At 65.2% G+C, this 26,336-nt stretch carries 23 protein-coding genes; 21 read left to right on the top strand and 2 right to left on the bottom strand.

Translation table 11 applies throughout. From position 1 onward, the window contains the following. Window positions 1-115 precede the first annotated feature (115 nt). On the top strand, window positions 116-1,570 hold the full coding sequence (gene rlmD / locus CFB50_RS10130; protein ID WP_069248106.1) for a 23S rRNA (uracil(1939)-C(5))-methyltransferase RlmD: 1,455 nt from the start codon (window positions 116-118) through the stop codon (window positions 1,568-1,570). Window positions 1,571-1,633: 63 nt separating this feature from the next. Here the strand turns inward: rlmD and CFB50_RS10125 are convergent, their stop codons facing one another. Continuing rightward, window positions 1,634-2,332 carry a Bax inhibitor-1/YccA family protein gene (locus tag CFB50_RS10125; protein WP_006761414.1) on the bottom strand — a complete coding sequence of 233 codons (699 nt, stop codon included), beginning with the start codon at window positions 2,330-2,332 and terminating at the stop codon, window positions 1,634-1,636. Between the two features lie 249 nt (window positions 2,333-2,581). Here CFB50_RS10125 and ndk point away from each other — a divergent pair, with 249 nt between their 5' ends. From ndk to CFB50_RS10030, 18 genes are all read left to right on the top strand, one after another. Beyond that, window positions 2,582-3,007 carry a nucleoside-diphosphate kinase gene (gene ndk / locus CFB50_RS10120; protein ID WP_006478674.1) on the top strand — a complete coding sequence of 142 codons (426 nt, stop codon included), beginning with the start codon at window positions 2,582-2,584 and terminating at the stop codon, window positions 3,005-3,007. Between the two features lie 55 nt (window positions 3,008-3,062). Then, window positions 3,063-4,202 (top strand): 23S rRNA (adenine(2503)-C(2))-methyltransferase RlmN, encoded by a 1,140-nt coding sequence (gene rlmN / locus CFB50_RS10115; RefSeq protein WP_089445762.1) that lies wholly within the window; start codon window positions 3,063-3,065, stop codon window positions 4,200-4,202. A 164-nt stretch (window positions 4,203-4,366) separates the two neighbouring features. Then, on the top strand, window positions 4,367-5,392 hold the full coding sequence (locus CFB50_RS10110; RefSeq protein WP_089445761.1) for a helix-turn-helix domain-containing protein: 1,026 nt from the start codon (window positions 4,367-4,369) through the stop codon (window positions 5,390-5,392). Between the two features lie 112 nt (window positions 5,393-5,504). Beyond that, window positions 5,505-6,809 (top strand): flavodoxin-dependent (E)-4-hydroxy-3-methylbut-2-enyl-diphosphate synthase, encoded by a 1,305-nt coding sequence (gene ispG, locus CFB50_RS10105; protein ID WP_089425933.1) that lies wholly within the window; start codon window positions 5,505-5,507, stop codon window positions 6,807-6,809. 16 nt (window positions 6,810-6,825) lie between these two features. Beyond that, complete coding sequence (hisS, locus tag CFB50_RS10100; RefSeq protein WP_039360260.1) at window positions 6,826-8,166, top strand: histidine--tRNA ligase; 1,341 nt, start codon at window positions 6,826-6,828, stop codon at window positions 8,164-8,166. Window positions 8,167-8,221: 55 nt separating this feature from the next. Then, the gene (locus CFB50_RS10095; protein WP_039360256.1) at window positions 8,222-8,851 is read left to right on the top strand and encodes a tetratricopeptide repeat protein; all 630 of its coding nucleotides are present in this window, start codon (window positions 8,222-8,224) and stop codon (window positions 8,849-8,851) included. A gap of 41 nt (window positions 8,852-8,892) precedes the next feature. Then, on the top strand, window positions 8,893-10,038 hold the full coding sequence (gene bamB / locus CFB50_RS10090; RefSeq protein WP_069248102.1) for an outer membrane protein assembly factor BamB: 1,146 nt from the start codon (window positions 8,893-8,895) through the stop codon (window positions 10,036-10,038). Window positions 10,039-10,285: 247 nt separating this feature from the next. Next, a complete protein-coding gene (gene der, locus CFB50_RS10080; protein ID WP_046197066.1) occupies window positions 10,286-11,623 on the top strand; it encodes a ribosome biogenesis GTPase Der in 1,338 nt (445 codons plus the stop codon). A gap of 154 nt (window positions 11,624-11,777) precedes the next feature. Next, window positions 11,778-12,017 carry an RNA chaperone Hfq gene (hfq, locus tag CFB50_RS10075; protein ID WP_006399927.1) on the top strand — a complete coding sequence of 80 codons (240 nt, stop codon included), beginning with the start codon at window positions 11,778-11,780 and terminating at the stop codon, window positions 12,015-12,017. A 72-nt stretch (window positions 12,018-12,089) separates the two neighbouring features. Continuing rightward, window positions 12,090-13,265, top strand: coding sequence for a GTPase HflX (gene hflX, locus CFB50_RS10070; RefSeq protein ID WP_174946413.1), 1,176 nt, complete (start codon window positions 12,090-12,092; stop codon window positions 13,263-13,265). Between the two features lie 47 nt (window positions 13,266-13,312). Continuing rightward, window positions 13,313-14,653: an FtsH protease activity modulator HflK gene (gene hflK, locus CFB50_RS10065; protein ID WP_089445760.1), complete on the top strand. Its 1,341-nt coding sequence runs from the start codon at window positions 13,313-13,315 to the stop codon at window positions 14,651-14,653. A gap of 15 nt (window positions 14,654-14,668) precedes the next feature. Further along, window positions 14,669-15,568: a protease modulator HflC gene (gene hflC / locus CFB50_RS10060; RefSeq protein ID WP_089445759.1), complete on the top strand. Its 900-nt coding sequence runs from the start codon at window positions 14,669-14,671 to the stop codon at window positions 15,566-15,568. Between the two features lie 37 nt (window positions 15,569-15,605). Beyond that, a complete protein-coding gene (locus CFB50_RS10055) occupies window positions 15,606-15,797 on the top strand; it encodes a DUF2065 domain-containing protein (protein WP_011352254.1) in 192 nt (63 codons plus the stop codon). Window positions 15,798-15,910: 113 nt separating this feature from the next. Then, entirely contained in the window at window positions 15,911-17,059 is a 1,149-nt protein-coding gene (locus CFB50_RS10050; protein WP_069248098.1) for an ATP phosphoribosyltransferase regulatory subunit, read from the top strand. A 113-nt stretch (window positions 17,060-17,172) separates the two neighbouring features. Further along, complete coding sequence (locus tag CFB50_RS10045) at window positions 17,173-18,519, top strand: adenylosuccinate synthase (protein WP_069248097.1); 1,347 nt, start codon at window positions 17,173-17,175, stop codon at window positions 18,517-18,519. A gap of 7 nt (window positions 18,520-18,526) precedes the next feature. Beyond that, on the top strand, window positions 18,527-19,123 hold the full coding sequence (locus CFB50_RS10040; protein ID WP_011352251.1) for a phosphoribosyltransferase: 597 nt from the start codon (window positions 18,527-18,529) through the stop codon (window positions 19,121-19,123). 276 nt (window positions 19,124-19,399) lie between these two features. After that, the gene (locus CFB50_RS10035; protein WP_089445758.1) at window positions 19,400-21,316 is read left to right on the top strand and encodes a potassium transporter Kup; all 1,917 of its coding nucleotides are present in this window, start codon (window positions 19,400-19,402) and stop codon (window positions 21,314-21,316) included. Window positions 21,317-21,468: 152 nt separating this feature from the next. Next, window positions 21,469-22,494, top strand: a complete 1,026-nt coding sequence (locus CFB50_RS10030; protein WP_089445757.1) for an IS110 family transposase — start codon at window positions 21,469-21,471, stop codon at window positions 22,492-22,494. A gap of 293 nt (window positions 22,495-22,787) precedes the next feature. On the opposite strand, the gene CFB50_RS10025 is transcribed toward CFB50_RS10030, so the two are convergent. Beyond that, window positions 22,788-25,112 carry a Tex family protein gene (locus CFB50_RS10025; RefSeq protein WP_069248095.1) on the bottom strand — a complete coding sequence of 775 codons (2,325 nt, stop codon included), beginning with the start codon at window positions 25,110-25,112 and terminating at the stop codon, window positions 22,788-22,790. Between the two features lie 160 nt (window positions 25,113-25,272). On the opposite strand from CFB50_RS10025, the gene CFB50_RS10020 reads away from it, so the two are divergent. Beyond that, window positions 25,273-26,025, top strand: a complete 753-nt coding sequence (locus tag CFB50_RS10020) for a hypothetical protein (RefSeq protein ID WP_069248094.1) — start codon at window positions 25,273-25,275, stop codon at window positions 26,023-26,025. Window positions 26,026-26,101: 76 nt separating this feature from the next. Next, entirely contained in the window at window positions 26,102-26,317 is a 216-nt protein-coding gene (locus CFB50_RS10015) for a YdcH family protein (RefSeq protein WP_006478692.1), read from the top strand. Window positions 26,318-26,336: the final 19 nt, after the last annotated feature.

Genomic DNA, 26,336 nt, shown 5'->3' with positions numbered 1-26,336 from the left:
CGGCGCCACGGGCCACGCGGCCGCTGGTCTCTCGGGGCCGCCTGTCCGGCCGATCCGGCGCAATGCCGGGCCGTCTATGCTTAAGTATCGACCCTTGCCGCATCCAAAGCGGGCGATGCGGGCCCGCGTCGTCTACAATCTCGCCTTCTTCAACGTTTGTCAGGAAAAGCTGGTGTCCGAAGCCGTCCCCACTTCTGCGCGCAAATCAAGAAACGCGCCCGTCGCGCCCGGAATCGCCCCGGTTCTCGAGATCGAATCGCTCGACATGGAAGCGCGCGGTGTCGGCCGCACGATCACCGAGGACGGCGAGCCGGGCAAGGTCATCTTCGTCGAGGGTGCGCTGCCGGGCGAGCGTGTGACCTATTCGAGCTTCCGCCGCAAGCCGAGCTACGAGCAGGCGACGGTCGTCGACATTCTGCGCCCGAGCGTGATGCGCACGAAGCCTAAATGCGCGTTCTTCGGTACCTGCGGCGGCTGCTCGATGCAGCATCTCGACATGCGGGCACAGGTGGCGGTCAAGCAGCGCGTGCTCGAAGACAACCTGTGGCACCTGGCGAAGCTGCGCGCGGAAACGATGTTCGCGCCGATTCACGGCCCGTCGTGGGGCTATCGCTACCGCGCGCGCCTGACCGTGCGCAACGTCGCGAAGAAGGGCGGCGTGCTGGTCGGGTTCCACGAGAAGAAGAGCAGCTACGTCGCCGACATGACGAGCTGCGAAGTGCTGCCGCCGCACGTGTCGGCGATGCTCGTGCCGCTGCGCCGGCTGGTCGAGGGGCTGTCGATCCGCGATCGGATGCCGCAGATCGAGCTCGCGGTCGGTTCGGAAGTCACGGCGCTCGTGCTGCGCGTGCTGGAGCCAATCAATGCGGATGACGAAGCGCTGCTGCGCGCGTTCGCTGACGAGCACAAGGTGCAGTTCTGGCTGCAGCCGAAAGGGCCGGACACGGTGACGCCGTTCTATCCGCTCGACGTGTCGCTCGACTACACGCTGCCGGAATTCGGCATTCGCATGCCGTTCAAGCCGACCGACTTCACGCAGGTCAACCATCAGATCAACCGCGTTCTGGTGGGCCGTGCGCTGCGCCTGCTCGCGCCGTCGCGCGACGACCGCGTGCTCGACCTGTTCTGCGGGATCGGCAACTTCACGCTGCCGCTCGCGCGGCTGTCGCGCGAGGTGATGGGCATCGAAGGCAGCGATACGCTGACGACGCGCGCGCTGGCGAATGCGCGCGAGAACGGTGTCGACGGCCACACGACGTTCGCATGCCGGAACCTGTTCGAAGTGACGGGCGACGACATGCGTGCGCTCGGCGCATTCGACAAGTTCCTGATCGATCCGCCGCGCGAAGGCGCGCTCGCGGTGTCGAAGGCGCTGGCCGAGATCGCGCAGAGTGGCGAAGGCCCGCTGCCGAAGCGTATCGTCTACGTGTCGTGCAACCCGTCGACGCTGGCGCGCGACGCGGGCCTGCTCGTGCACGAGGCCGGCTACCGCCTGAAGGGCGCCGGTGTCGTGAACATGTTCCCGAATACGTCGCACGTCGAATCGATCGCGCTGTTCGAGCGCGACTGAGCCCGGCGGCGGACGTAAAAAAACCGGCCCGCGGGCCGGTTTTTTCATGGTGTGTAGCGAACGTCAGTTGCGGTTGCCGCCGAAGATGCCGAGCAGCGCGAGCAGGTTCGTGAACACGTTGTACAGGTCGAGGTAGATCGCGAGCGTGGCCGAGATGTAGTTCGTCTCGCCGCCGTTCACGACGCGCTGGACGTCGAACAGCATGTAGGCGGAGAAGATCGCGATCGCGAGCACCGACACGGTGAGCATCAGCGCCGGGAGTTGCAGGAAGATGTTCGCGACCGATGCGAGCAGGATCACGATCACGCCCATGAACAGCCACTTGCCGAGCCCCGAGAAGTCACGCTTGCTGACGGTGGCGATCGTCGCCATCGCGGCGAAGATGATGCCGGTGCCGCCGAACGCGAGCATGATCAGCGACGGGCCGTTCGAGAAGCCGAGAATGAAGCTCAGCAGCCGCGACAGCATCAGGCCCATGAAGAACGTGAAGCCGAGCAGCACGAACACGCCGGCCGCGCTGTTTTTGGTCCGCTCGATCGCGAACATGAAGCCGAATGCGATCGCGAAGAACGCGAGCAGGCTCATCATCGGGCTCGTGGCCGCGAACAGCGAGAAGCCCGTCGCGACGCCGACCCAGGCGCCCAGCACGGTCGGCACCATCGACAGCGCGAGCAGCCAGTACGTGTTTCGCAGCACGCGGTTGCGAACCTCGGCGGTGCTGACGGAACCGCCGCGGCCGAAATTGTACGGATAGTCGTTCATGGTTTCTCCTAACATTGAACGCGTGGGCGTCCGGGGCCGGTTCGGCACACGCGGTGTGCGGCGCAGCAAACCGGAGCAGCTATGGCTAAGATACGTTCCGTGCCGGGAGGTTTCAATGGCCAGGCGGCACAAAACATATGGATTCGGAACCTTTCACGTGTGTAAGGGTTCAATCGCAATGATACACGGGATCGTGCTACAATAGCGGATTCATTTGAACCTGTAACTTCTTAATTTTTTGGAGTTTTTATGGCAATCGAGCGCACCCTGTCGATCATCAAGCCGGATGCGGTGGCAAAGAACGTGATCGGCCAGATCTACAGCCGTTTCGAAGGCGCCGGCCTGAAGATCGTCGCATCGCGCATGGCACACCTGTCGCGTGCTGACGCAGAGAAGTTCTACGCGGTTCACGCAGCGCGTCCGTTCTTCAAGGACCTCGTCGATTTCATGATCTCGGGCCCGGTGATGATCCAGGTTCTGGAAGGTGAAGGCGCGATCCTGAAGAACCGCGACCTGATGGGCGCGACGGATCCGAAGAAGGCGGAAAAGGGCACGATCCGCGCCGACTTCGCCGACAGCATCGACGCGAATGCCGTGCACGGCTCGGACGCTGCTGAAACGGCAGCGGTCGAAATCGCGTTCTTCTTCCCGGAAATGAACGTTTACTCGCGCTAAGCCCTGGCTGGCAGCAAGTAGGCAGGATTCAGCGCACGCGGCAAGGCAGCACATCATGACGAGCGAAACTTCCGTCAATCTTCTCGACTTCGATGCCGAGGGTCTTGTCGCGTACTGCGGCAGCCTCGGCGAGAAGCCGTTCCGCGCCAAGCAGTTGCAGCGCTGGATCCACCAGTACAACGCTGGCGACTTCGACGGCATGACCGATCTCGCGAAGTCCTTGAGAGAAAAACTCAAGGGCCGCGCGTCGATCGGCATGCCCGAGATCGCCAGCGATCACGTTTCCACCGACGGCACGCGCAAGTGGCTGATCGACGTCGGAAACGGCAATGCGGTCGAAACCGTGTTCATCCCGGAAGAGACGCGCGGCACGCTGTGCGTGTCGTCGCAGGCCGGGTGTGCGGTCAACTGCCGCTTCTGTTCGACGGGCAAGCAGGGCTTTTCCCGCAACCTGTCGACAGCTGAAATCATCGGCCAGCTCCGGATGGCCGAATTTGCATTGCGAGCGTCACTGGGCCGCGCGCCCGGTCCGAACGGCAAGGCCGAACGGGTCGTCACCAACGTCGTGATGATGGGCATGGGCGAGCCGCTGCTGAATTACAGCGCGGTCGTGCCGGCGATGCGGCTGATGCTCGACGACAACGCGTACGGCCTGTCGCGCCGCCGCGTCACGCTGTCGACGTCCGGCGTGGTGCCGATGATGGACCGCCTCGGCGCCGAGCTGCCAGTCGCGCTGGCCGTTTCGCTGCACGCACCGAACGATCCGCTGCGCGACGAGCTGGTGCCGCTCAACAAGAAGTATCCGCTGCGCGAGCTGATGGCGGCTTGCCAGCGTTATCTGAAAGTCGCGCCGCGCGACTTCATCACTTTCGAATACTGCATGCTGGACGGCGTCAACGACACCGAAGCGCATGCACGCGAACTGCTGGCCGTCACACGCGACGTGCCGTGCAAGTTCAATCTGATCCCGTTCAATCCGTTTCCGGAATCGGGCCTCATCCGCTCGAAACCGGAGCAGATCAAGCGCTTTGCACAGATCCTCATCGACGCGGGTGTCGTCACGACCGTGCGCAAGACGCGCGGTGATGACATCGATGCCGCATGCGGCCAGCTGGCCGGCGCGGTGAAGGATCGCACGCGCCTCGCGGAACGGACGGGCGCAGCAGGAAAAATCATCGAAGTTCGGGCGATTTGACAGGGACGCCTAGCCGGGGATGCTAGGGCCTTTGAGCGGTACAACACGCGAATAGCGATCGGTCGCGGCGCCTCGGCGTCGCGCATGGTTAGGACAGTTGCGGGTGCCGGCCGGCGGGAACCGGCGGCGGCCGCCAGTGAAGAAGAATCGACGCGAGGACAAGGATGAGTGAGCCGCAGCCGTCTAACGGCGCAGAGACGAATGGCGCGAAGCCGGCACCGGCAGGGTTGGAATCGCTTGCGGCAGTCGGCAGCCGACTGGCGCAGCTTCGGGAGACAAGGGGTTGGACCGTCGACGACGTGTCGGCGCGACTCAAGGTCGCACCGCAGAAGCTTCGGGCACTCGAGGCCGGTGACATCAGCCATTTGCCCGGCGTGACGTTCGCGCTCGGTGTCGTGCGCAGCTACGCGAAGATGCTCGGCGTCGATCCGGAGCCGTTCGCGCAGGCGTTGCGCCGCGAGCGCGGCGTGCCGGAAGTCGACCTGTCGATGCCCGCGTCGTCGGGCACGGATCTGCCGCGTGGCCGCGTGTCGATTCCGCTGGGCGGGTCGTCGCGGCATCACCCGTGGCTCTGGGGCACGGGGATCGTCGTCGTCGCGGTGGTTGCCGTACTGATGTGGCACACTGGCGGCGATTCGTCGAGCCTGCTCGCGCGCTTCAAGAGCGGCGATGCCGAGCATGCGTCGGCCGCGAGCGCGCCGGCGGCATCGTCGTCTTCCGTCGAAGAGGCGGCCTCGAGCGGTGCGTCTGCCGGAGTCGCGAATGAGGTTCCGGCCCCGGCTGTTGCGTCTGCAGCCCCGGCACCGACAGTTGCATCGGCTGCTCCGGCGCCTGCGCCCGTGGCGCCGGTCGTGACGGCAGCCGCATCGCAGCCCGTCGTGGCAACGACGGCGGCCAGTGCCGCCGCGCCGGCCCAGCCGGCGAGCGTCGTGGTGGCGGCCGGCCAGTCGATGATCGAACTGAAGGTCAAGCAGGACAGCTGGTTCAGCGTGCGCGACAAGAGCGGCAAGGAGCTGTTCTCCGGGCTGGTGCACGGCGGCGAGGCGAAGCAGGTCGCCGGCGACGGCCCGTTCAAGGTCACGATCGGCAACAAGGCGGGCCTCGACGCGATCGCGTTCGACGGAAAACCTGTCGATCCGGCAAAATATTCGGCAGCGCGGGGTAATGTGGCGCGGTTCACGTTGCCCTGACGTCAAGCGCCGTGGCGAAGGCCTGTCGTCGATATCGGCAGGCCGTGAGGGCACGGCGCTTTTTCAATTCATGCGCCGCGTCGCGGCGCATTCCGCGTAAATGGATCTATCGATGCAATCCGAAGCTCAATCCCCACGCAGCAGTCAGATTTGTTCAACCGAGCCGGTGTTCGGCGGGCACCAGCCGCGCCGTGTATCGCATGCGGTGGATGTCCGCTGGGGCGGGCAGCTCGTGACGATCGGCGGCGACGCGCCGGTGCGCGTGCAGTCGATGACGAATACCGACACGGCCGACGCGATCGGCACGGCAATTCAGATCAAGGAACTCGCGAACGCGGGCTCCGAACTGGTGCGCATCACGGTCAACACGCCCGAGGCCGCGGCCGCCGTGCCGGCGATCCGCGAGCAGCTCGACCGCATGGGCGTAACCGTGCCGCTCGTCGGCGATTTCCACTACAACGGTCACCTGCTGCTGCGTGACTACCCGGGCTGCGCCGAGTCGCTGTCGAAGTACCGGATCAACCCGGGCAACGTCGGCCAGGGCGCGAAGCGCGATACGCAGTTCGCGCAGATGATCGAGGCCGCGGCCAAGTACGACAAGCCGGTGCGGATCGGCGTGAACTGGGGCAGTCTCGACCAGGACCTGCTCGCGCGCATGATGGACGAGAACGGTGCGCGTTCGCAGCCGTGGGATGCGCAGAGCGTGATGTACGAGGCGCTGATCCAGTCGGCGATCGGCTCGGCCGAGCGTGCGGTCGAACTGGGCCTCGGCCGCAACCGCATCATTCTGTCGTGCAAGGTCAGCGGCGTGCAGGACCTGATCGCCGTGTACCGCGAACTCAGCCGCCGCTGCGGCTTCGCGCTGCACCTCGGGCTGACCGAGGCCGGCATGGGCTCGAAGGGCATCGTCGCGTCGACGGCTGCACTCGGCGTGCTGCTGCAGGAAGGGATCGGCGACACGATCCGCATCTCGCTGACGCCGGAACCAGGCGCGTCGCGCACGGGCGAAGTGATCGTCGGCCAGGAAATCCTGCAGACGATGGGCCTGCGCTCGTTCGCACCGATGGTGATCGCGTGCCCGGGCTGCGGCCGTACGACGAGCACGCTGTTCCAGGAACTCGCGATGCAGATCCAGACCTACCTGCGCGAACAGATGCCGGTCTGGCGCAAGGCGTATCCGGGCGTCGAGAAAATGAACGTCGCGGTGATGGGCTGCATCGTCAACGGCCCGGGCGAATCGAAGCACGCGAACATCGGCATCAGCCTGCCGGGCTCGGGCGAGAACCCGGCTGCGCCTGTCTTCATCGACGGCGAGAAGGTCAAGACGCTGCGCGGCGAGCGGATCGCCGAGGAATTCCAGCAGATCGTCAGCGACTACGTCGAACGCAACTACGGCCGCGCTGAGGCCACGAACTAATTCGTCCACACACACGATGACTGAACAAAAACGCAAGATCGAGAAGCTCACCGGCGTCAAGGGCATGAACGACATCCTTCCGCAGGATGCCGGCCTTTGGGAGTTCTTCGAAGCTACGGTGAAATCGCTGCTGCGCGCCTACGGTTACCAGAACATCCGCACGCCGATCGTCGAGCACACACAGCTCTTCACGCGCGGCATCGGCGAGGTCACCGACATCGTCGAAAAAGAGATGTACAGCTTCACCGACGCGCTGAACGGCGAGAACCTGACGATGCGCCCGGAAAATACCGCGGCCGTCGTGCGCGCGTCGATCGAGCACAACATGCTGTACGACGGCCCGAAGCGCCTGTGGTACATCGGCCCGATGTTCCGTCACGAGCGTCCGCAGCGCGGCCGCTATCGCCAGTTCCACCAGGTCGGCGTCGAGGCGCTCGGCTTCGCGGGCCCCGATGCGGACGCCGAGATCATCATGATGTGCCAGCGCCTGTGGGACGACCTCGGCCTGACCGGCATCAAGCTCGAGATCAACTCGCTCGGCCTCGCCGAAGAGCGCGCCGCGCATCGCGTCGAACTGATCAAGTACCTCGAGCAGTTCGCCGACGTGCTCGACGAGGATGCGAAGCGCCGTCTGTATACGAACCCGCTGCGCGTGCTCGACACGAAGAACCCCGCGCTGCAGGAAATCGCGCAGAACGCGCCGAAGCTGATCGACTTCCTCGGCGACGAATCGCGCGCGCATTTCGAAGGGCTGCAGCGCCTGCTGCTCGCGAACAACATTCCGTTCAAGATCAACCCGCGTCTCGTGCGTGGCCTGGACTACTACAACCTGACCGTGTTCGAGTGGGTGACCGACAAGCTCGGCGCGCAGGGCACGGTCGCAGCCGGCGGCCGCTACGATCCGCTGATCGAGCAGCTCGGTGGCAAGCCGACCGCCGCGTGCGGCTGGGCGATGGGCATCGAGCGGATCCTCGAGCTGCTGAAGGAAGAGGATCTCGCACCCGAGCAGGAAGGCGTCGACGTGTACGTCGTGCACCAGGGCGAAACCGCGCGTGAACAGGCGTTCATCGCGGCCGAGCGCCTGCGCGACACGGGCCTCGACGTGATCTTCCACTGCAGCGCCGACGGCGCGCCGGCGAGCTTCAAGTCGCAGATGAAGCGGGCCGACGCAAGCGGCGCCGCGTTCGCGGTGATCTTCGGTGAAGAAGAGGTTGCAAACGGCACGGTGGGCGTGAAAGCGCTGCGCGGTGCGGGCGGAGACGGGGAAAAGAACGTTCAGCAGACCGTACCGGTCGAAGGCTTGACCGAATTCCTAATCAATGCGATGGTTGCATCCGCCGAAGACGGCGACGACTGATCGCGCTGGCATCCGCTCGACAAGAAAAGCCTGAACAGGAAGGAATCGCTCGCCGATGAGTTATCACGACGAACAAGAATCGATTGAAAGTGTCAAGGCGTGGTGGGCCCGCTGGGGCAATCTCACCACGTGGATCGTGCTCGCGGCGCTCGTCGTCGCGGCCGGTTTCAACGGCTGGAACTACTGGCAGCGCCGTCAGGCTGCCGAGGCGTCCGGGCTGTACGAACAGGTCCAGAAGGCCGCCGCCGCGAACGACAAGGCGACGATCGCTCGCGCGGCCGCCGACATGGAAGACAAGTTCGGCAGCACGCCGTATGCGCAGATGACTGCACTCTCCGCTGCGAAGACGCTGTACGCGGCCGGCGACTCGGCCGGTGCGAAGGCGCAGCTGCAATGGGCCGTCGATCACGCCAAGGATGACGAGTACAAGCAGATCGCGAAGCTGCGTCTCGCGTCGCTGCTGCTCGACGAGAAGGCGTACGATGCGGGCCTCGCGCTGCTGTCGGGTACGCCGGTCGATGCATTCAAGGGCCTCGTGGCCGATCGCCGCGGCGATCTGCTTGCCGCGCAAGGCAAGACCGACGATGCGCGCGCAGCTTACAAGCTCGCGCTCGACGGCCTGTCGAAGGACGACCAGTCCGCGCGTCAGCTCGTGCAGTTCAAGCTGGACGCGCTCGGCGGCTGAACCCCGGTCCCCTCAACCTCTTAACTCTGCTTCGCTAACCGATGAATTTGCTGAAACGTTACGCTGTGCCCGTTGCCTGCGCGGCGGCTGTCCTCGCACTGGCGGCTTGCTCGTCGTCGAAGGATGCGCGCCGCGTGCCGACGCCGCTCACCGAGTTCAAGCCCGTGATGGACGTGCAACAGGTCTGGAAGGCGAGCGTCGGCAAGGGCGGACGCTACCTGTTCTCGCCGGTGGCCGTGGGTGACGCCGTCTACGCGGCGGGCGAAAACGGTTCGGTCGAGAAGATCGACGCGAAGACGGGCCAGACGCTCTGGCGCGCGAAGGTCGGCTCCGACCTGTCGGCCGGTGTCGGCAGCGACGGCAACCTGACCGCGGTCGGCGCGTTGAAGGGCGGCGTGTTCGTGCTGGGTCCGGACGGCAAGCAACTGTGGAAGACCACCGTGCAGGGCGAGATCTTCTCGCCGCCGCTCGTGGGCAACGGCCTCGTGGTCGTGCGCACGATCGACGGCCAGGTGATCGCGTTCAACGCGCAGACGGGCGAGCAGAAGTGGAACTACCGTAACCGCGCGGTGCCGCTGAACCTGCGCGTGTCGGCCGGCATGACGTTTGCGGGTGACGCGGCGGTGCTGGCGGGCTTCCCGGGCGGCGGGCTGGTCGCGATCAACCTGCAGACGGGCGAGCCGTTCTGGCAGACGCCGGTGTCGTTCCCGAAGGGTGTGACCGAGGTCGAGCGCATCAACGACGTCAGCGGTCCGCCGACGCTCGTGGGCGCGGAAGCCTGCGCGGTGACGTTCCAGGGTCAGCTTGGCTGCTTCGATGCGAACTCGGGCCGCCCGCTGTGGGAAAAGCCGTTCTCGAGCCGTAGCGGCCTCGCGCAGGACGATTCGGTGGTCGCCGGCGGCGACGACTGGTCGGTCGTCACTGCGTACGACGCGGCCACGGGCAACCAGCTGTGGCGCAACGACAAGCTGAAGAGCCGTGACGTCGGCGTGCCGTATCTGCTCGGGCACGCGGTCGTGATGGGCGATTACAAGGGCTTCGTGCACTTCCTGTCGCGCGAAGACGGCAGCTTCATCGCACGGATGAAGACCGACGGCAGCGCGATTACGGCGGCGCCGGTCCTCGCGGGCAATACGCTCGTCGTGCAGACGAAGGACGGCGGCCTGTACGGATTCCGTCCGCGCTGACGCGCAGGAAACATGCGCGGCCGTGGCGCGACGGGCTTGTCCCGCGCGCCGCGGCCGCGCGACTTGAAGGCGGCCGGTGCTCCCGGCCGCTCGGTATTTGAAAGGCAGTTCGAGACGAAAGACGACGGCGCGCGACGCGCGCCAGGCGCGCGCATCCGGCGCGGCGCGAATTCGTGATATTTTCATTCAGCGCAGCCGCCCGCAGCAGCGGGCCTCCCGCTGCTGCGCTTCACCGTAGAAAACACAGATGAAACCGGTCATTGCCCTCGTTGGGCGCCCCAATGTGGGGAAATCCACGCTGTTCAACCGGCTCACGCGCTCGCGCGATGCGCTGGTTGCCGACTTGCCGGGCCTGACGCGCGATCGCCATTACGGCGAAGGGCGCGTCGGCGAGCGGCCGTACTTGGTCGTCGATACGGGCGGCTTCGAGCCCGTCGCGAAGGACGGCATCCTGCACGAAATGGCCCGCCAGACGCGGCAGGCGGTCGAGGAAGCCGACGTCGTCGTGTTCATCGTCGACGGCCGTAACGGGCTCGCGCCGCAGGACAAGTCGATCGCCGACTACCTGCGCAAGACCGGCCGGCCGATCTTCCTCGTCGTCAACAAGGCCGAGGGGATGAAGTACACGGCGGTCGCGACGGACTTCTACGAGCTCGGGCTCGGCGATCCGCGTGCGATCTCGGCTGCGCACGGTGACGGCGTCACCGACATGATCAACGAGGCGCTGGACGTCGCGTATGCGGACCGTCCGGAGGAAGAGGACGAGAACGATCCTTCGCGCGGCATCAAGATTGCGATCGTCGGCCGCCCGAACGTTGGCAAGTCGACGCTCGTGAACGCGCTGATCGGCGAGGATCGCGTGATCGCGTTCGACATGCCGGGCACGACGCGCGATTCGATCTACGTCGACTTCGAGCGTAACGGCAAGAAATACACGCTGATCGACACGGCCGGCCTGCGCCGCCGCGGCAAGGTGTTCGAAGCGATCGAGAAGTTCTCGGTCGTGAAGACGCTGCAGTCGATCTCCGACGCGAACGTGGTCATTCTTCTGCTGGATGCGCAGCAGGATATTTCCGACCAGGACGCACACATCGCCGGCTTCGTCGTCGAACAGGGCCGTGCGCTCGTGATCGGCGTCAACAAGTGGGACGGGCTCGACGAGCATGCGCGCGATCGCGCGAAAGCGGATTTGACCCGCAAGCTGAAATTCCTCGACTTCGCGAAATCGCACTTCATTTCGGCCACGAAGAAGACGGGCATCGGCACGCTGATGCGCTCGGTCGACGACGCATACGCGGCGGCGATGGCGAAGCTGCCGACGCCGAAGCTTACGCGCGCGCTGATCGAGGCGGTCGAGTTCCAGCAGCCGCGCCGTCGTGGCCCGGTGCGTCCGAAGCTGCGCTACGCGCACCAGGGCGGCCAGAATCCGCCGATCATCGTCATCCACGGTAACGCGCTCGACGCCGTGACGGAAACGTACAAGCGTTACCTGGAAAACCGGTTCCGCGAAACTTTCTCGCTGACCGGGACTCCATTGCGCATAGAGTTCCGTTCGTCGAACAATCCGTACGCGGACAAGAGCTGAAGACGTCTGTTACACGCGTCACGCAAGGGGTTGGCCGCAAGGCCTATGCCCCCGGCGGGCCAGACAAAATCGGCTATAGTGTAGCGATTGGCGCCGGATCTCTTTTTCTTCGCCGCCAATCCAGATCAACCTGCAAAAAAAGATGGAGTACGCCATGAGCAACAAAGGGCAATTGTTACAAGACCCGTTTTTGAACGCACTGCGCAAAGAGCACGTTCCCGTTTCGATCTACCTCGTCAACGGCATCAAGCTTCAAGGGAACATTGAATCGTTCGACCAGTACGTCGTGTTGCTCCGTAATACGGTGACCCAGATGGTGTACAAGCACGCCATCTCGACGGTCGTACCGGCGCGCCCGGTGAATTTCCACCCGGACGCGGAAGCCTCGTCCTAACCTATCGCAGCGGCCGGCATCCGGTCGCCGCGAGCGACCGATGCCAGCCGCCTTATCTTGACACCTGAAAATTTGATCAACGCAGCGCTCGTCGGCATCGATTTCGGCAAGACCGATTTCGAAGCCAGTCTCGAAGAACTCAGTCTTCTCGCCTCCAGCGCGGGGGCCCGTCCCGCAGTCACCCTCACGGGTCGTCGTTCCAGTCCCGATGCCAAGATGTTCATCGGCAGCGGCAAAGCCGAAGAACTCCGGCTCGCCTGCGACGCGCACAACGTCGAAATCGTCATCTTCAACCACGCATTGGCGCCCGCCCAGCAACGTAATCTGGAGCAGGCACTTAACAGGCGCGTGGTCGATCGCACCAGCCTCATCCTCGACATCTTTGCACAGCGTGCCCGCAGCCACGAAGGCAAGCTGCAGGTCGAACTCGCGCAGCTTCAGTACCTGTCGACGCGGCTCATTCGCGCGTGGACCCACCTTGAACGGCAGAAGGGTGGTATCGGCCTGCGCGGCCCCGGTGAAACGCAGCTCGAAACCGACCGCCGGCTGATCGGCGAACGCATCAAGATGCTGAAGTCGCGGCTCGACCGGCTGCGCCGGCAACACAGCACGCAACGCCGCCAGCGCGCGCGCAGCGGCACGATGTCGGTGTCGCTCGTCGGCTATACGAACGCGGGCAAGTCGACGTTGTTCAACGCGCTGACGAAAGCGCAGGCCTATGCGGCCGACCAGCTGTTCGCCACGCTCGATACGACGTCGCGGCGCGTGTACCTCGGCGACGAGGTCGGCCAGATCGTCGTGTCGGATACGGTCGGGTTCATCCGCGAGCTGCCTCACCAGCTGGTCGCTGCATTCCGCGCGACCCTCGAGGAAACGATCCACGCGGATCTGCTGCTGCACGTGGTCGATGCGTCGAGCGCGGTCAGGCTTGAACAGATCGAGCAGGTCAATGGTGTGCTGCACGAGATCGGCGCGGACACGATCCGCCAGGTGCTGGTGTTCAACAAGATCGACGCCGTGCCTGAGCTGGCGGCCCGCGGCGACGCGGTCGAGCGGGACGAGTATGGTAATATTTCGCGCGTCTTTTTGAGCGCGCGCACCGGTCAGGGTCTTGACGCGTTGCGTGCCGCCATCGCCGAAATCGCCTCCGCGGAACACCTTTCCAGCGCGACGTTACCCAACGGCGCGCTCGACGGCGCCCCCGCTGAACCACACGAAGACCACACGATTTCCGAACACGGGCGCTAACCGGTCCCGGCCGGTTCGTCGGCGTCTAATCTGGTGAACAAACTCTGGTGAACGAATACAACGAGCGGAGTACCTGGCGGCGGATGCGCGCCTTGCTGTCGATCAACGATCCCCGCTGGGGACGCGGCGAAGGCAATGGCAAAGACGGATCCCGTCCCCGCCTGAACGAATCGAAGCGTCCGCAAGGCGGCGACGGCGATGGTCCGCCCGATCTCGACGAGATGTGGCGCAACTTCAACAGGCGCCTGAACGGCCTGTTCGGCGGCAAGGGCGGAAACGGCTTCCGTCCTGACAACGGGCGAGCCGCGCGCGTCGGCGTCGGCATCGTGATCGGCGTGCTGGTCGCGGTCTACGCGGGCAGCGGGCTGTTCGTCGTGCAGGAAGGGCAGACGGGCGTCGTGCTCCAGCTCGGCAAGCTGTCGGGCACGGTCGGCCAGGGCGTGCACTGGCGCGCGCCGTATCCGTTCGCGTCGCACGAAATCGTCGATACGTCGCAGGTCCGCTCGATCGAGATCGGCCGCAACAACGTCGTGCGTCTTGCGAACGTGAAGGAAGCGGCGATGCTGACGCGCGATGCCGATATCGTCGACGTGCGCTTCATCGTCCAGTACCGCATCCGTTCCGCAACCGATTACCTGTTCCGCAGTGTCGATCCCGAGCGCAGCGTCTCGCAGGCCGCCCAGGCCGCGGTACGTGCGATCGTCGGCACGCGCAGCGCGGCCGACGTGCTGAACCAGGAGCGCGACGCGCTGCGTGGGCAGCTCTCCGCCGCGATCCAGCGCGATCTCGATCGCTACCAGTCGGGGCTCGAGGTGACTGCCGTCACGATGCAGAGCGTTGCGGCGCCCGAGCAGACGCAGGCCGCGTACGGCGAAGTCGCGAAGGCGCGCGACGAGCGCGAGGCCGCGAAGCGTGCGGCGCAAGCCTATGCAAACGATCTGCTGCCGAAGGCGCAGGGCGATGCGGCGAAGCTCGTCGACGAAGCGAAGGCGTATGCCGATCGCGTGGTCACGGAAGCCGAAGGCGATGCCGACCGCTTCAAGCAGGTCTATGCGCAGTACTCGAAGGCGCCCGCGGTGATCCGCGAGCGGATGTATCTCGAGACGATGCAGGAAATCTATTCGAATTCGACGAAGGTGTTCATCGGCAACAAGGGCGGCAACAGCGTCGTGTATCTGCCGCTCGACAAGCTCGTCGAGCAGGGGCGGCAAAACGCCGCGGCGTCCACCGGCGCATCCGCGCCCGATGCGGCGTCGGCACCGGCGGCCGTCGCGCCGGCAGCAGCGGCACCCGCGAGTGCGGCGTCGGCCGCGGCCGCGTCGGGCAACGACGTGCTGCGATCGCGCGAAGCGTTTCGCAGCCGGTCGCGCGAAGACGATACGAAGTAACGGGGAGCGCAGAACATGAACCGAATCATTGCGCTCGTCGTCGCAATCGTGATCGTTGCCTTCGCGGCATCGTCGACCGTCCTTACCGTCGATCCGCGCCACACGGCCGTGCTGTCGGGGCGTGACGGCGCGCAGCCCGAGCTGGCGGGCCCCGGCATCCATTTCAAGTTGCCGCCGCCGCTGCAGACGGCCACGCTGATCGACACGCGCCTGCAATCGCTCGAGTCGTCGGATCCGCTGCAGCTGGCAACCGAAGGCAAGCACGACCTGCTCGTCGCTTACGCGGTGAAGTACCGGATCAGCGATCCGATGAAGTACTTCACGACGACGGGCGGAGACCCGTCGGCAGCCGGCGACCGTCTCGCCGGCGCGCTGAAGAGCGCACTCGGCGACGCGTTCGGCAAGCGTGCGCTCGACGACGCGCTCGGCGGCCAGCGTGCGATCGCCGATGCGGCACGTGACGAAGTGAAGGCGAAGGCGTCCGGTTTCGGCGTCGACGTCGTTGACGTCCAGCTGACGCGTGTCGACTTGCCGGCCGCTCAGACCGACGCCGTCTATCAGCGGATGATCGGCGCGCTGCGCGATCAGGCGGCGCAGGTGCGTGCGCAAGGCGCGGCCGACGTCGAGCAGATCAAGGCCGACGCCGAACGCGAGCAGCAGGCCGTGCTCGCGAACGCGTACAAGTCCGCGCAGACGATCAAGGGCGAGGGCGACGCGAAGGCCGCGACGATTGCCGCCGACGCGTTCGGCCGCGATCCGCAGTTCTACCAGTTCTACGCGAGCCTGCAGGCTTACCGGAACACGTTCAAGCGCAACGACATCATCGTCGTCGATCCCGACAGTGAGTTCTTCCGCTTCATGCGCAGCCCGACGGGCGGTGCCGCACCGGCGGCGCCTGCTCCCCGCAAACACTGACCTTTGGGGCGCCGCGTCGAGCGGCGCCGTCGCTCGCATGGACCTGGCTGGCTCGTTGTTGCTCGCAGTAGCGCTGATGCTGATCATCGAGGGGGCGTTCCCCTTCGTGTTTCCCGTCGCCTGGCGCGACACGTTTCGTAGAATAGCTGAGCGGCCGCCGCATCATATCCGGATCGGCGGGCTGATCGTGATGGTGCTCGGGCTCATACTGCTGCTGCTCGCCACCTGACCGGGACCTGATCCAGCCGGCTTATCCGCCGTTCGTCCCGCCCGAATTCAGAATTTCCGATTCACATCGCGGCGCGCGTGTCGCGCGCTGTTTCCCGTCGTAGGACCGTACCGATGTCGACCTGGTTACTTCCCGAGAATATCGCCGACGTACTGCCGTCGGAAGCGCGCAAGATCGAGGAGCTGCGCCGCAGGCTGCTCGACCGCTTCCGTTCGTATGGCTACGAAATGGTGATGCCGCCGCTGCTCGAGTATCTCGAGTCGCTGCTGACGAGCGGCGGCGCAGACCTGCGCCTGCGCACCTTCAAGCTGGTCGACCAGCTGTCGGGCCGCACCCTCGGCCTGCGTGCGGACATCACGCCGCAGGTCGCGCGGATCGACGCGCACCTGTTGAACCGCCAGGGCGTGACGCGCCTCTGCTATGCGGGCCACGTGATGCATACGCGTCCGCGCGGCCTGCACGCGACGCGCGAGCAGATCCAGATCGGCGCCGAAATCTACGGGCATGCGGGGCTGGAAGCCGACCTCGAGATCCAGCAACTGATGCTCGACGCGCTGCATCTCGCAGGCCTGTCGCGCATCCGTCTCGACCTCGGCCACGCCGGCGTGCTCGCTGCGCTGCTGGCGCGCGACGCGCAGGCCGCCGAGCGCGGCGAGTCGCTGTACGACGCGCTGTCGGGCAAGGACGTGCCGCTGCTGAACGAGCTCACCGACGATCTCGGTGCCGATACGCGCGCCGCGCTGCGCGCGCTGCCGCATCTCTATGGCGACGCGAGCGTGCTCGCCGAGGCGCGCGCACGTTTGCCGGTGCTGCCCGAAATCACGCGGGCGCTCGACGATCTGGCGCAGCTCGCAGCACAGGCGAAAGGTGTCGAAGTGGCGATCGATCTCGGCGACCTGCGTGGCTATGCGTATCACAGCGGCGCGATGTTCAGCGCCTACATCGACGGCGTGCCGAACGCGATCGCGCGGGGCGGCCGCTACGACCACGTCGGCCAGGCGTATGGCCGTGCCCGTCCCGCTACCGGCTTCTCGCTCGACCTGCGCGAGCTCGCGCGGATTTCGCCGGTCGAGGCGCGCGGCACCGCGATTCTCGCGCCGTGGGCGCAGGACGATGCGCTGAGCGCGGCCGTCGCGGCGCTGCGCGATGCGGGTGAGGTCGTGATCCAGGCGCTGCCGGGCCACGATCATGTGCTCGACGAATTCGCGTGCGACCGCTCGCTCGTCGAGCGCAACGGCGCATGGGTGGTCGAACCCCGATAAACAGGCGTTCGCGGGACGTGCTTCGGCGTGCATATCGTTGAAGCGAAACGGAAAAATTCGGAATCGCCCGCGAACATAGGTAGAATACGTTTTTAACCAGCTAACGAATCAACATGTCTGCCAGCGCAGTGAACGTGACTCCCGGGCGCAATGTCGTCGTCGTGGGAACGCAATGGGGTGATGAAGGCAAGGGCAAGATCGTCGACTGGCTGACGGACCACGCTCAGGGCGTCGTGCGTTTCCAGGGCGGTCACAACGCCGGCCACACCCTCATCATCGGCGGCAAGAAAACGATCTTGCGCCTCATTCCGTCGGGCATCATGCGTGAAGGCGTCGCCTGCTACATCGGCAACGGCGTCGTCCTGTCCCCCGAAGCACTGTTCAAGGAAATCGGCGAGCTCGAAGAAGCCGGCGTGAACGTACGCGACCGTCTGTTCATCTCCGAAGCCACGACGCTGATCCTGCCGTACCACATCGCGATCGACCAGGCGCGCGAAGCGCGCAAGGGCGCGGGCAAGATCGGCACGACGGGCCGCGGCATCGGCCCCGCATACGAAGACAAGGTCGGCCGCCGCGCGCTGCGCGTGCAGGACCTGTTCGACGCGAAGACCTTCGCCGACCGCCTGCGCGAAAACCTCGATTTCCACAACTTCGTGCTGACCCAGTACCTGGGCGGCGCGGCTGTCGATTTCCAGGCCACGCTCGACACGATGCTCGGTTATGCCGACCGCCTGAAGCCGATGGTGGCCGACGTGTCGCGCCGCCTGTACGACGCGAACAATGCGGGCCAGAACCTGCTGTTCGAAGGCGCACAAGGCACGCTGCTCGACATCGACCACGGCACCTATCCGTTCGTCACGTCGAGCAACTGCGTCGCAGGTGCGGCGTCGGCTGGCGCGGGCGTGGGTCCGCAGAAGCTCAACTACATCCTCGGCATCACGAAGGCATATTGCACGCGCGTCGGCTCGGGCCCGTTCCCGAGCGAACTGTACGATGCGGACAATCCGCAGCGTCAGGACCAGGTCGGCGTCACGCTCGCCAACGTCGGCAAGGAATTCGGTTCGGTCACCGGCCGTCCGCGCCGTACGGGCTGGCTCGACGCAGCCGCGCTGCGCCGCTCGATCCAGATCAACGGCGTGTCGGGCCTGTGCATGACGAAGCTCGACGTGCTCGATGGCCTCGACGAAGTCAAGCTGTGCGTCGGCTACAAGATCGATGGCAAGGATGCGGACATCCTGCCGCGCGGTGCCGCTGATGTGGCCCGTTGCGAACCCGTATACGAAACGTTTGCCGGCTGGAAGGAAAGCACGGTCGGCATCAAGACGTGGGAAGCGCTGCCGGCGAACGCGCAGGCTTACCTGAGCCGCGTCCAGGAAGTGGCTGGCGTGCCGGTCGACATGGTGTCGACGGGTCCGGACCGCGACGAAACGATCCTGCTCCGCCATCCGTTCAAGGTGTAATTTTCAGATGACGCAGCAAATCACGATGACGGCGGCAGACTTGATGACTGATCCGCGCAACGACGACAAGAATCTGTGGGTAGGCTGGGACGAGTATCACCGTCTCATCGAGCTGCTCGCGCTCCAGGTGCATGCATCGGGCTGGAAGTTCGACCAGATCCTGTGTCTCGCGCGCGGCGGCCTGCGCGTCGGCGATCAACTGTCGCGCATCTACGACGTGCCGCTCGCGATCCTCGCGACGAGTTCGTACCGCGAAGCGGCCGGCACGGAGCAGGGCGACCTCGACATCGCACAGTACATCACGATGACGCGCGGCAACCTGGCGGGTAACGTGCTGCTGGTCGACGATCTCGTCGATTCGGGCGTCACGCTTGCGCGCGTGCAGGAGCACCTTAAGGAGCGCTATCCGTCGGTGACGGCCGTGCGCTCGGCCGTGCTCTGGTACAAGGGTTGCTCGAAGGTCAAGCCCGACTATCACACGCAGTTCCTGCCGACGAATCCGTGGATTCATCAGCCGTTCGAGGAGTGGGACACGGTTCGCCCGCACAACCTCGAGGCGTGGATCAAGCGCGGTCGCGCACAGCGCGACGGCTCGGGCGCATAAGCGGCCGGCCAATCGAAGGAAAGCCTTGTACGGCGCCGCTTGCGGCGCCGTTTTTCATTGGGGCGCGATGCGCGCCGGCGCCGCGTGTACCGTGGATCCGGTAGGCAGACGGTGCTGCCCCGGCTATGATTGACGGCCCTGCCACAGCTCGCGCCGGATTGCATGCGCAGCGTGGATCGCGTGGTTACAAGGCAACAGAGCAGGGCGGTGTTTCACGGGGGCGCGAGTAGAATAGCGCTCGTTTTGTCCGACCCGGACCCGATTATTACGCTTCATATGAACGACACGATCCACGCGACCGACGCAGCACACGCGCCGCATTCGACGCAACAACACTCGATGCGGGCGCTGGCGATAGCAGCCATCGGCGTCGTGTTCGGCGACATCGGCACCAGCCCGCTGTATTCGCTCAAGGAGGCGTTCAGCCCCGCACACGGCATTCCGCTCACCGAAGGATCGATTCTCGGCGTGATCTCGCTGCTGTTCTGGGCAATCATCCTGGTGGTCGGCATCAAGTACCTGCTGTTCGTGATGCGCGCGGACAACAACGGCGAAGGCGGCGTGCTCGCGCTGATGGCGCTGTCGTTGCGGCCGCTCGACTCGAAGACCCGGGTCGCGGGCGCGCTGATGGCGCTGGGGATCTTCGGCGCGTGCATGTTCTACGGGGACGCGGTGATCACGCCGGCGATCTCGGTGATGTCGGCGGTCGAAGGTCTCGAAATCGCGACGCCACACCTGTCCCATCTCGTGTTGCCGATCACGATCGTGATCCTGATCGCGCTGTTCTGGATCCAGCGTCACGGTACCGCGCTGGTCGGCAAGCTGTTCGGCCCGATCATGGTGCTGTGGTTCGTCGTGATCGCGGCGCTCGGCGTGTACCACATCGTGCGCGTGCCGGGCATCATGGCCGCCATCAACCCGTATTACGCGGCGTCGTTCATGGCCGATCACCTGCTGCAGGCGTACGTCGTGCTCGGCTCGGTCGTGCTGGTGCTGACCGGTGCGGAAGCGCTCTACGCGGACATGGGTCACTTCGGCGCGAAGCCGATCCGCATCGCCGCGTACGGGCTCGTGATGCCGTCGCTCGTGCTGAACTACTTCGGCCAGGGCGCGCTGCTGATCCAGAACCCGAAGGCGATCGAGAACCCGTTCTTCCTGCTGGCACCCGAATGGGGGCTGCTGCCGCTCGTCGTGCTGTCGACGGTCGCGACCGTGATCGCGTCGCAGGCGGTGATCTCGGGTGCGTATTCGCTGACGTCGCAGGCCATCCAGCTCGGCTACGTGCCGCGCATGAAGGTGCTGCACACGTCGGAACTCGCGATCGGTCAGATCTACGTGCCGGTGGTGAACTGGCTGCTGCTGTTCGTGATCCTCTGCATCGTCATCGGCTTCAAGAGTTCCGACAACCTCGCGGCCGCGTACGGTATCGCGGTGACGGCGACAATGGTGATCACCACCGTACTCGCCGCGGTCGTGATGGTGAAGGTATGGAACTGGAACCGGCTGCTGGTCGGCGCGATCATCGCGGTGTTCCTCGCGGTCGACCTCGGCTTCTTCGGCGCGAACCTGCTGAAGGTCGCGCAGGGCGGCTGGCTGCCGCTCGGCATCGGCGCGCTGCTGTTCTTCCTGCTGATGACCTGGTACAAGGGGCGTCACATCGTCAAGGAGCGCACGGCGGCCGACGGTATCCCGCTCGAGCCGTTCCTGCAGGGGCTGCTTGCGCATCCGCCGCATCGCGTGTCGGGTACGGCGATCTACCTGACCGGCAACGACAAGCTCGTGCCCGTCAGCCTGCTGCACAACCTGAAGCACAACAAGGTGCTGCACGAGCGCACCATTTTCCTCACGTTCGTCACGCGCGACTTTCCTTACGTGCGCGACGACAAGCGCCAGACCTCGCGTGATGCGGGCGGCGGGTTGTATATCGTCAAGGCCGAGTACGGCTTCAACGAGACGCCGGACGTGAAGGCCGTGCTCGAGGAATTCGGCCGTACGCACGACATGACATTCGAGCTGATGGATACGTCGTTCTTCCTCGCGCGCGAAACGGTCGTGCCGACGCATCTGCCCGGGATGTCGATCTGGCGCGAGCGCGTGTTCGCATGGATGCACCAGAATGCCGCGAAGCCGACCGACTTCTTCTCGATCCCCGCGAACCGCGTGGTCGAGCTCGGGACGAAGATCGAAATCTGACCAAGGTGTGGCGCGCGGGCCGTCCGGCCGCGCGCCGTGTTTGCCGAAGTCATAAAAAAGCCCGCCTTTCGGCGGGCTTAATAGGATGGTCAGCCCGATCCTCACTCAGTGGACTACGCTGAGTGAGGATTTTGTCCTTCTGGAGGGCCATCATGGACACGGTATCGCTGATCGGAATCGATCTCGGCAAGCACTGCTTCCACCTGCATGGACAGGATGCGTCAGGCAGGATGGTGTTCCGTAAAAAGCTCACGCGTAGCCAGATGTTCACGCTGCTGGGCAATTTTCCGCGTTGTATTGTGGTCATGGAGGCCTGCGCCGGTGCTCACTGGATCGCACGTCGACTTCAAGCGCTGGGCCATGAGGCCAAGCTGATTTCTCCGCAATTCGTCAAACCGTTCCGGCAAGGCAACAAGAACGATTTCGCGGACGCCCAGGCGATCTGCGAAGCAGCCGCTCGTTCGAGCATGCGTTTCGTGAGCCCGCACAACGAAGCCCAGCAGATCGTTTCAGCCTTGCACCGTGTGCGCGAGCGGCTGGTGCGTGACCGCACCGGCACGATCAATCAGATTCATGCGTTTCTGTTGGAGTTCGGTATCAGCTTGCCGCGCGGCATGGCAGTGATCCGGCGACTGCCTGCCGTGCTCGAGGCAGAATCGTTGCCGCCGAGGCTGGTGGTCGTGCTCGAACGTTTGCAGGCGCACTTCAGGTATCTGGACGAGCAGATCCACCAGCTCGAACGTGAGTTGCTTACCCAGCTACACGAGGATGAACGCAGCGAACGACTGCTCGAGATTCCTGGCATTGGCCCGATGACCGCCAGCGTGTTGATGTCAGAGTTGGGCGATGCCCAGCAATATGGCTCAGCAAGGCAGTTTGCAGCTTCGGTCGGTCTGGTGCCGCGGCAGTACAGCACCGGCGGCAAACCAACGCTACTGGGCATCAGCAAGCGTGGCGACAAGGAACTGCGACGGCTGCTGGTGCAATGTGCGCGGGCCATCATGCAGCGCATCGAGCACCGCACGGATGCATTGGGCGTCTGGATTCGCAGCCTGTTGGCGCGACGACACTCGAACGTGGTGGCCTGTGCCCTGGCCAACAAACTGGCGAGGATCGCCTGGGCCATCCTCGCCAAAGGGACACACTACCGGAGCATCGAGGCTGTTCCCTCAGTCTGACGCTTCCTATCGCTTACGGCTTCAGCTTCAGTAGTCACCTCTGGTTTTGCGACGCGAGATACGTGAAGGCATAAACGACTCAACGGCCGGGCAAGTAACCTGACACAAAAAACAGCACCTCAATGCTGTGGGCTTTTTGAGGTTTGCCCGGCGCGGCTCCCATCATGGGGCGGGATCTTTCCCATCCGCGACCCCGGATAGATTCGAGCAAGTCCACTTTAGGTCAACACTGCCTCGCTTGCAAAAATCGGGCTGACCATAGATTTTTGTCTGTCGCGAAAGCTTGCGGGTGCTCAGCGCTTCAGCTTGGCGAACGCCGCGGCCATTGCGCCAGCCGGTTCCGGCTCGCGCGAACGCTGCGGGCGGGCCGCGCCGCGCCCTGCGTTGCCACGATCCTGGCCGCCGCGCGACGACATGCCGGGCGCTGCCGCGTCGTCGTCGAGGCGCATCGTCAGAGCAATGCGCTGGCGCTTCACGTCGACGTCGAGCACCTTCACCTTGACGACCTGGCCGGCCTTCACGACTTCGTGCGGATCCTTGATGAACTTGGTCGACATCGCGGATACGTGGACGAGGCCGTCCTGGTGGACGCCGATGTCCACGAACGCACCGAACGCGGCGACGTTCGTCACAACGCCTTCGAGCGTCATGCCGGGCACGAGGTCCGACACCTTTTCGACGCCTTCGCGGAACGTCGCGGTCTTGAATTCGGGGCGCGGGTCGCGGCCCGGCTTCTCCAGTTCGGACAGGATGTCGCGCACGGTCGGCAGGCCGAAACGTTCGTCAACAAATTCCGCGGGGGACAGGCCCGACAGCGCTTCGCGGTTGCCGAGCACGTCGTCGATGCGCTTGTTGATCTTCGCGAGCATCCGCTCGACGACCGGATACGCTTCCGGGTGCACCGACGAGCGGTCAAGCGGATTCTCGCCGCCGTTGATGCGCAGGAAGCCAGCGGCCTGTTCGAAGGTCTTGTCGCCGAGGCGCGGCACCTTGCGCAGGTGCTCGCGCGACGGGAACGGGCCGTTCGCATCGCGGTAGTCGACGATGTTGCGCGCGAGCGTCGCGTTCAGGCCCGATACGCGGGCGAGCAGCGGGGCCGACGCGGTGTTCGCGTCAACGCCGACCGCGTTCACGCAATCCTCGACGACCGCGTCGAGCGAGCGGGCGAGTTCGCGCTGGTTCACATCGTGCTGGTACTGGCCGACGCCGATGGCCTTCGGCTCGATCTTCACGAGCTCGGCGAGCGGATCCTGCAGGCGGCGTGCAATCGAGACGGCGCCGCGCAGCGACACGTCGAGCTCCGGGAATTCCTTCGCGGCCAGCTCGGATGCGGAATAGACCGATGCGCCGGCTTCCGACACGACGATCTTCTGCAGGCGCAGCTCCGGGTGTTTCGCGATCAGTTCGCTCGCGAGCTTGTCGGTTTCGCGCGACGCGGTGCCGTTGCCGATGCTGATCAGCTCGGCCTGCGTCTGCGCGGCGATGCGTGCGAGTTTCGCGATCGAGCCATCCCAGTCGCGGCGCGGCTCGTGCGGGTAGATCGTGTCGGTCGCGAGCACCTTGCCGGTGCGGTCGACGACCGCGACCTTCACGCCCGTGCGCAGGCCGGGGTCGAGACCGATTACGGCCTTCGGGCCGGCCGGCGCGGCCAGCAGCAGGTCGTTCAGGTTGCGCGCGAACACGCGGATCGCTTCCGTTTCGGCCGTTTCGCGCAATTGCGTGAGCAGCTCGTTCTCGATGTGCGGCTGCACCTTCACGCGCCAGCACCAGCGGCATACGTCGGACAGCCATTTGTCGGCCGGGCGGTTCTGGTTCGCGATGCCGAAATGGCGCGCGATCATCGCCTCGCCGGGGTGCGGCACCTGCGCGTCGAGTTCTTCGCCGAGGCCGAGCTTGACCGTCAGCACGCCCGCGTTGCGGCCGCGGAACAGCGCGAGGGCGCGGTGCGACGGCACGGTCTTGATCGTTTCCGCGTAATCGTAATAGTCGCGGAATTTCTCGCCTTCCTCGTTTTCCTTGCCCTCGACGACGGCCGACGACACGACGCCCTGGTTGTGCAGATAGTCGCGCAGCTTGCCGAGCAGCTCGGCCGTCTCGCCGAACTGTTCGGACAGGATGTCGCGCGCGCCGTCGAGCGCGGCTTTCACGTCGGCGACGCCCTTGTCGGCGTCGACGTACGCGGCTGCCTCGGCCTGCGGGTCGAGCAGCGGGTTCGCGAGGAGCGCCTGGGCGAGCGGCTCGAGGCCGGCTTCGCGGGCGATCTGCGCACGCGTGCGGCGCTTCGGCTTGTACGGCAGATAAAGGTCTTCGAGCACCTGCTTGCTGTCGGCCGCGTCGATCGCGGCGCGCAGTTCGTCGGTCAGCTTGCCCTGTTCGTCGATGCTCGACAGGATCGACGCGCGCCGATCCTCGAGTTCGCGCAGATACAGGAGGCGTTCCTCGAGCTGGCGCAACTGCGTGTCGTCCAGGTTGCCGGTCACTTCCTTGCGGTACCGGGCAATGAACGGAACGGTCGAGCCTTCGTCGAGGAGTTGCACGGCCGCCGCGACCTGGCGCGGCTGGACGGACAGTTCGGTGGCGATGCGCTGTACGATCTTGAGTGCTACGGTTTCCGTCATGTCGTGGATGATCTGCCTGCTGAAATCGCGGCGGGGGCCGGCAGGCCCGAAGCGGCGGGCTGCGTGGCGGGCCCGACGGGCCGGATGCCGCGGGTGAGTGAAGCGGGGCATTTTGCCATAAATGGCGGAGCGTCCAGCCGGGGGTGATAGAATTTGATACATGTCCCGCAGCTTTCCTACGACGTTGCCAACTTCCCGAATTTCTCTCGTCGCGCTCGGCGCAGCGCTCGCCGCGGCTTTGTCTGCCGGGCCTTCCGGCGCGTTCGCGCAAGCTTCGGACGCAACCGCCCCGGCCGCCGCCGCGGCTGCGCCCGTGACGGCCACGGCCGCACCGGATTTCGACGCCCGTCAAAAAGTGCTCAATCAACGCTCCGCAGAAAACGATTATCGTTATGCGGTGGCCGAGCACGATTGCTACAGCAAGTTCTTCGTCAATCACTGTCTCGGCAAGGCGCGTGAACAGATGCGCGACGAGCGGGCGAGCATCCGCCAGGAGCAGCTCGCACTCAACGACGAGCAGCGGGCGGTGCGTGCGCAGCAGCGCGACCAGCAGCAGGCGCTGAAGGCGGCGCAGAACGCGGCGGAAGCACCGCAGCGCGCGGCGAACGATGCGGCAAACGCGGCGGCGTTCCGCGACAAGCAGGAGCAGAATGCTTTGAAGCAGGCGCAGCGTGGCGCGGAAGGGCCGCAGCGCGCGGCGAACAAGCAGGCATACGACCAGAAGCAGGGCGACTTCCAGCGCAAGCTCGACCAGGCGCACCAGCAGGCCGCGCAGAAGGCGCAGGAGCGGGCGGACAACGCCGCGCGCTACGAGCAGAAGCAGAAGGAGGCCGTGCAGCACAAGGCCGATGTCGAGCGGCGCCAGAAGGAAGCGGCCGAGAAGGCGCAGCAGAAGCAACAGCAGGGGCAGTAACGTGTTGGATTGATCGAGATCAGTCTCGGGCGCGCTGGCACGCCAGTCGGCGCGCTGCTTCGATGAGGAGGCAAGTATGCAAAACCGTCACACGGAACAGCAGCAGGAATTGCACAACCGTTTGGCTGCATTGCAGGAGCAGCACCAGCAGCTCGCTCGGGAGATCGAGCTGAAGGAAGGACACTCCGACATCGACGACATCACGCTGCACCGGCTGAAGAAGGAAAAGCTGGCGGCCAAGGACAAAATCATTTTGCTGCAATCGCAGCTGGAACCGGATAAGCGCGCCTGAGCGCGGCCTGGCAAGCGCC

This window comes from Burkholderia sp. AU33423 (assembly GCF_002223135.1).
Lineage (GTDB): Bacteria > Pseudomonadota > Gammaproteobacteria > Burkholderiales > Burkholderiaceae > Burkholderia > Burkholderia lata_D.
Note: the sequence above shows the minus strand (reverse complement) of the source record. Positions and strands in the feature narration are given on the sequence as shown.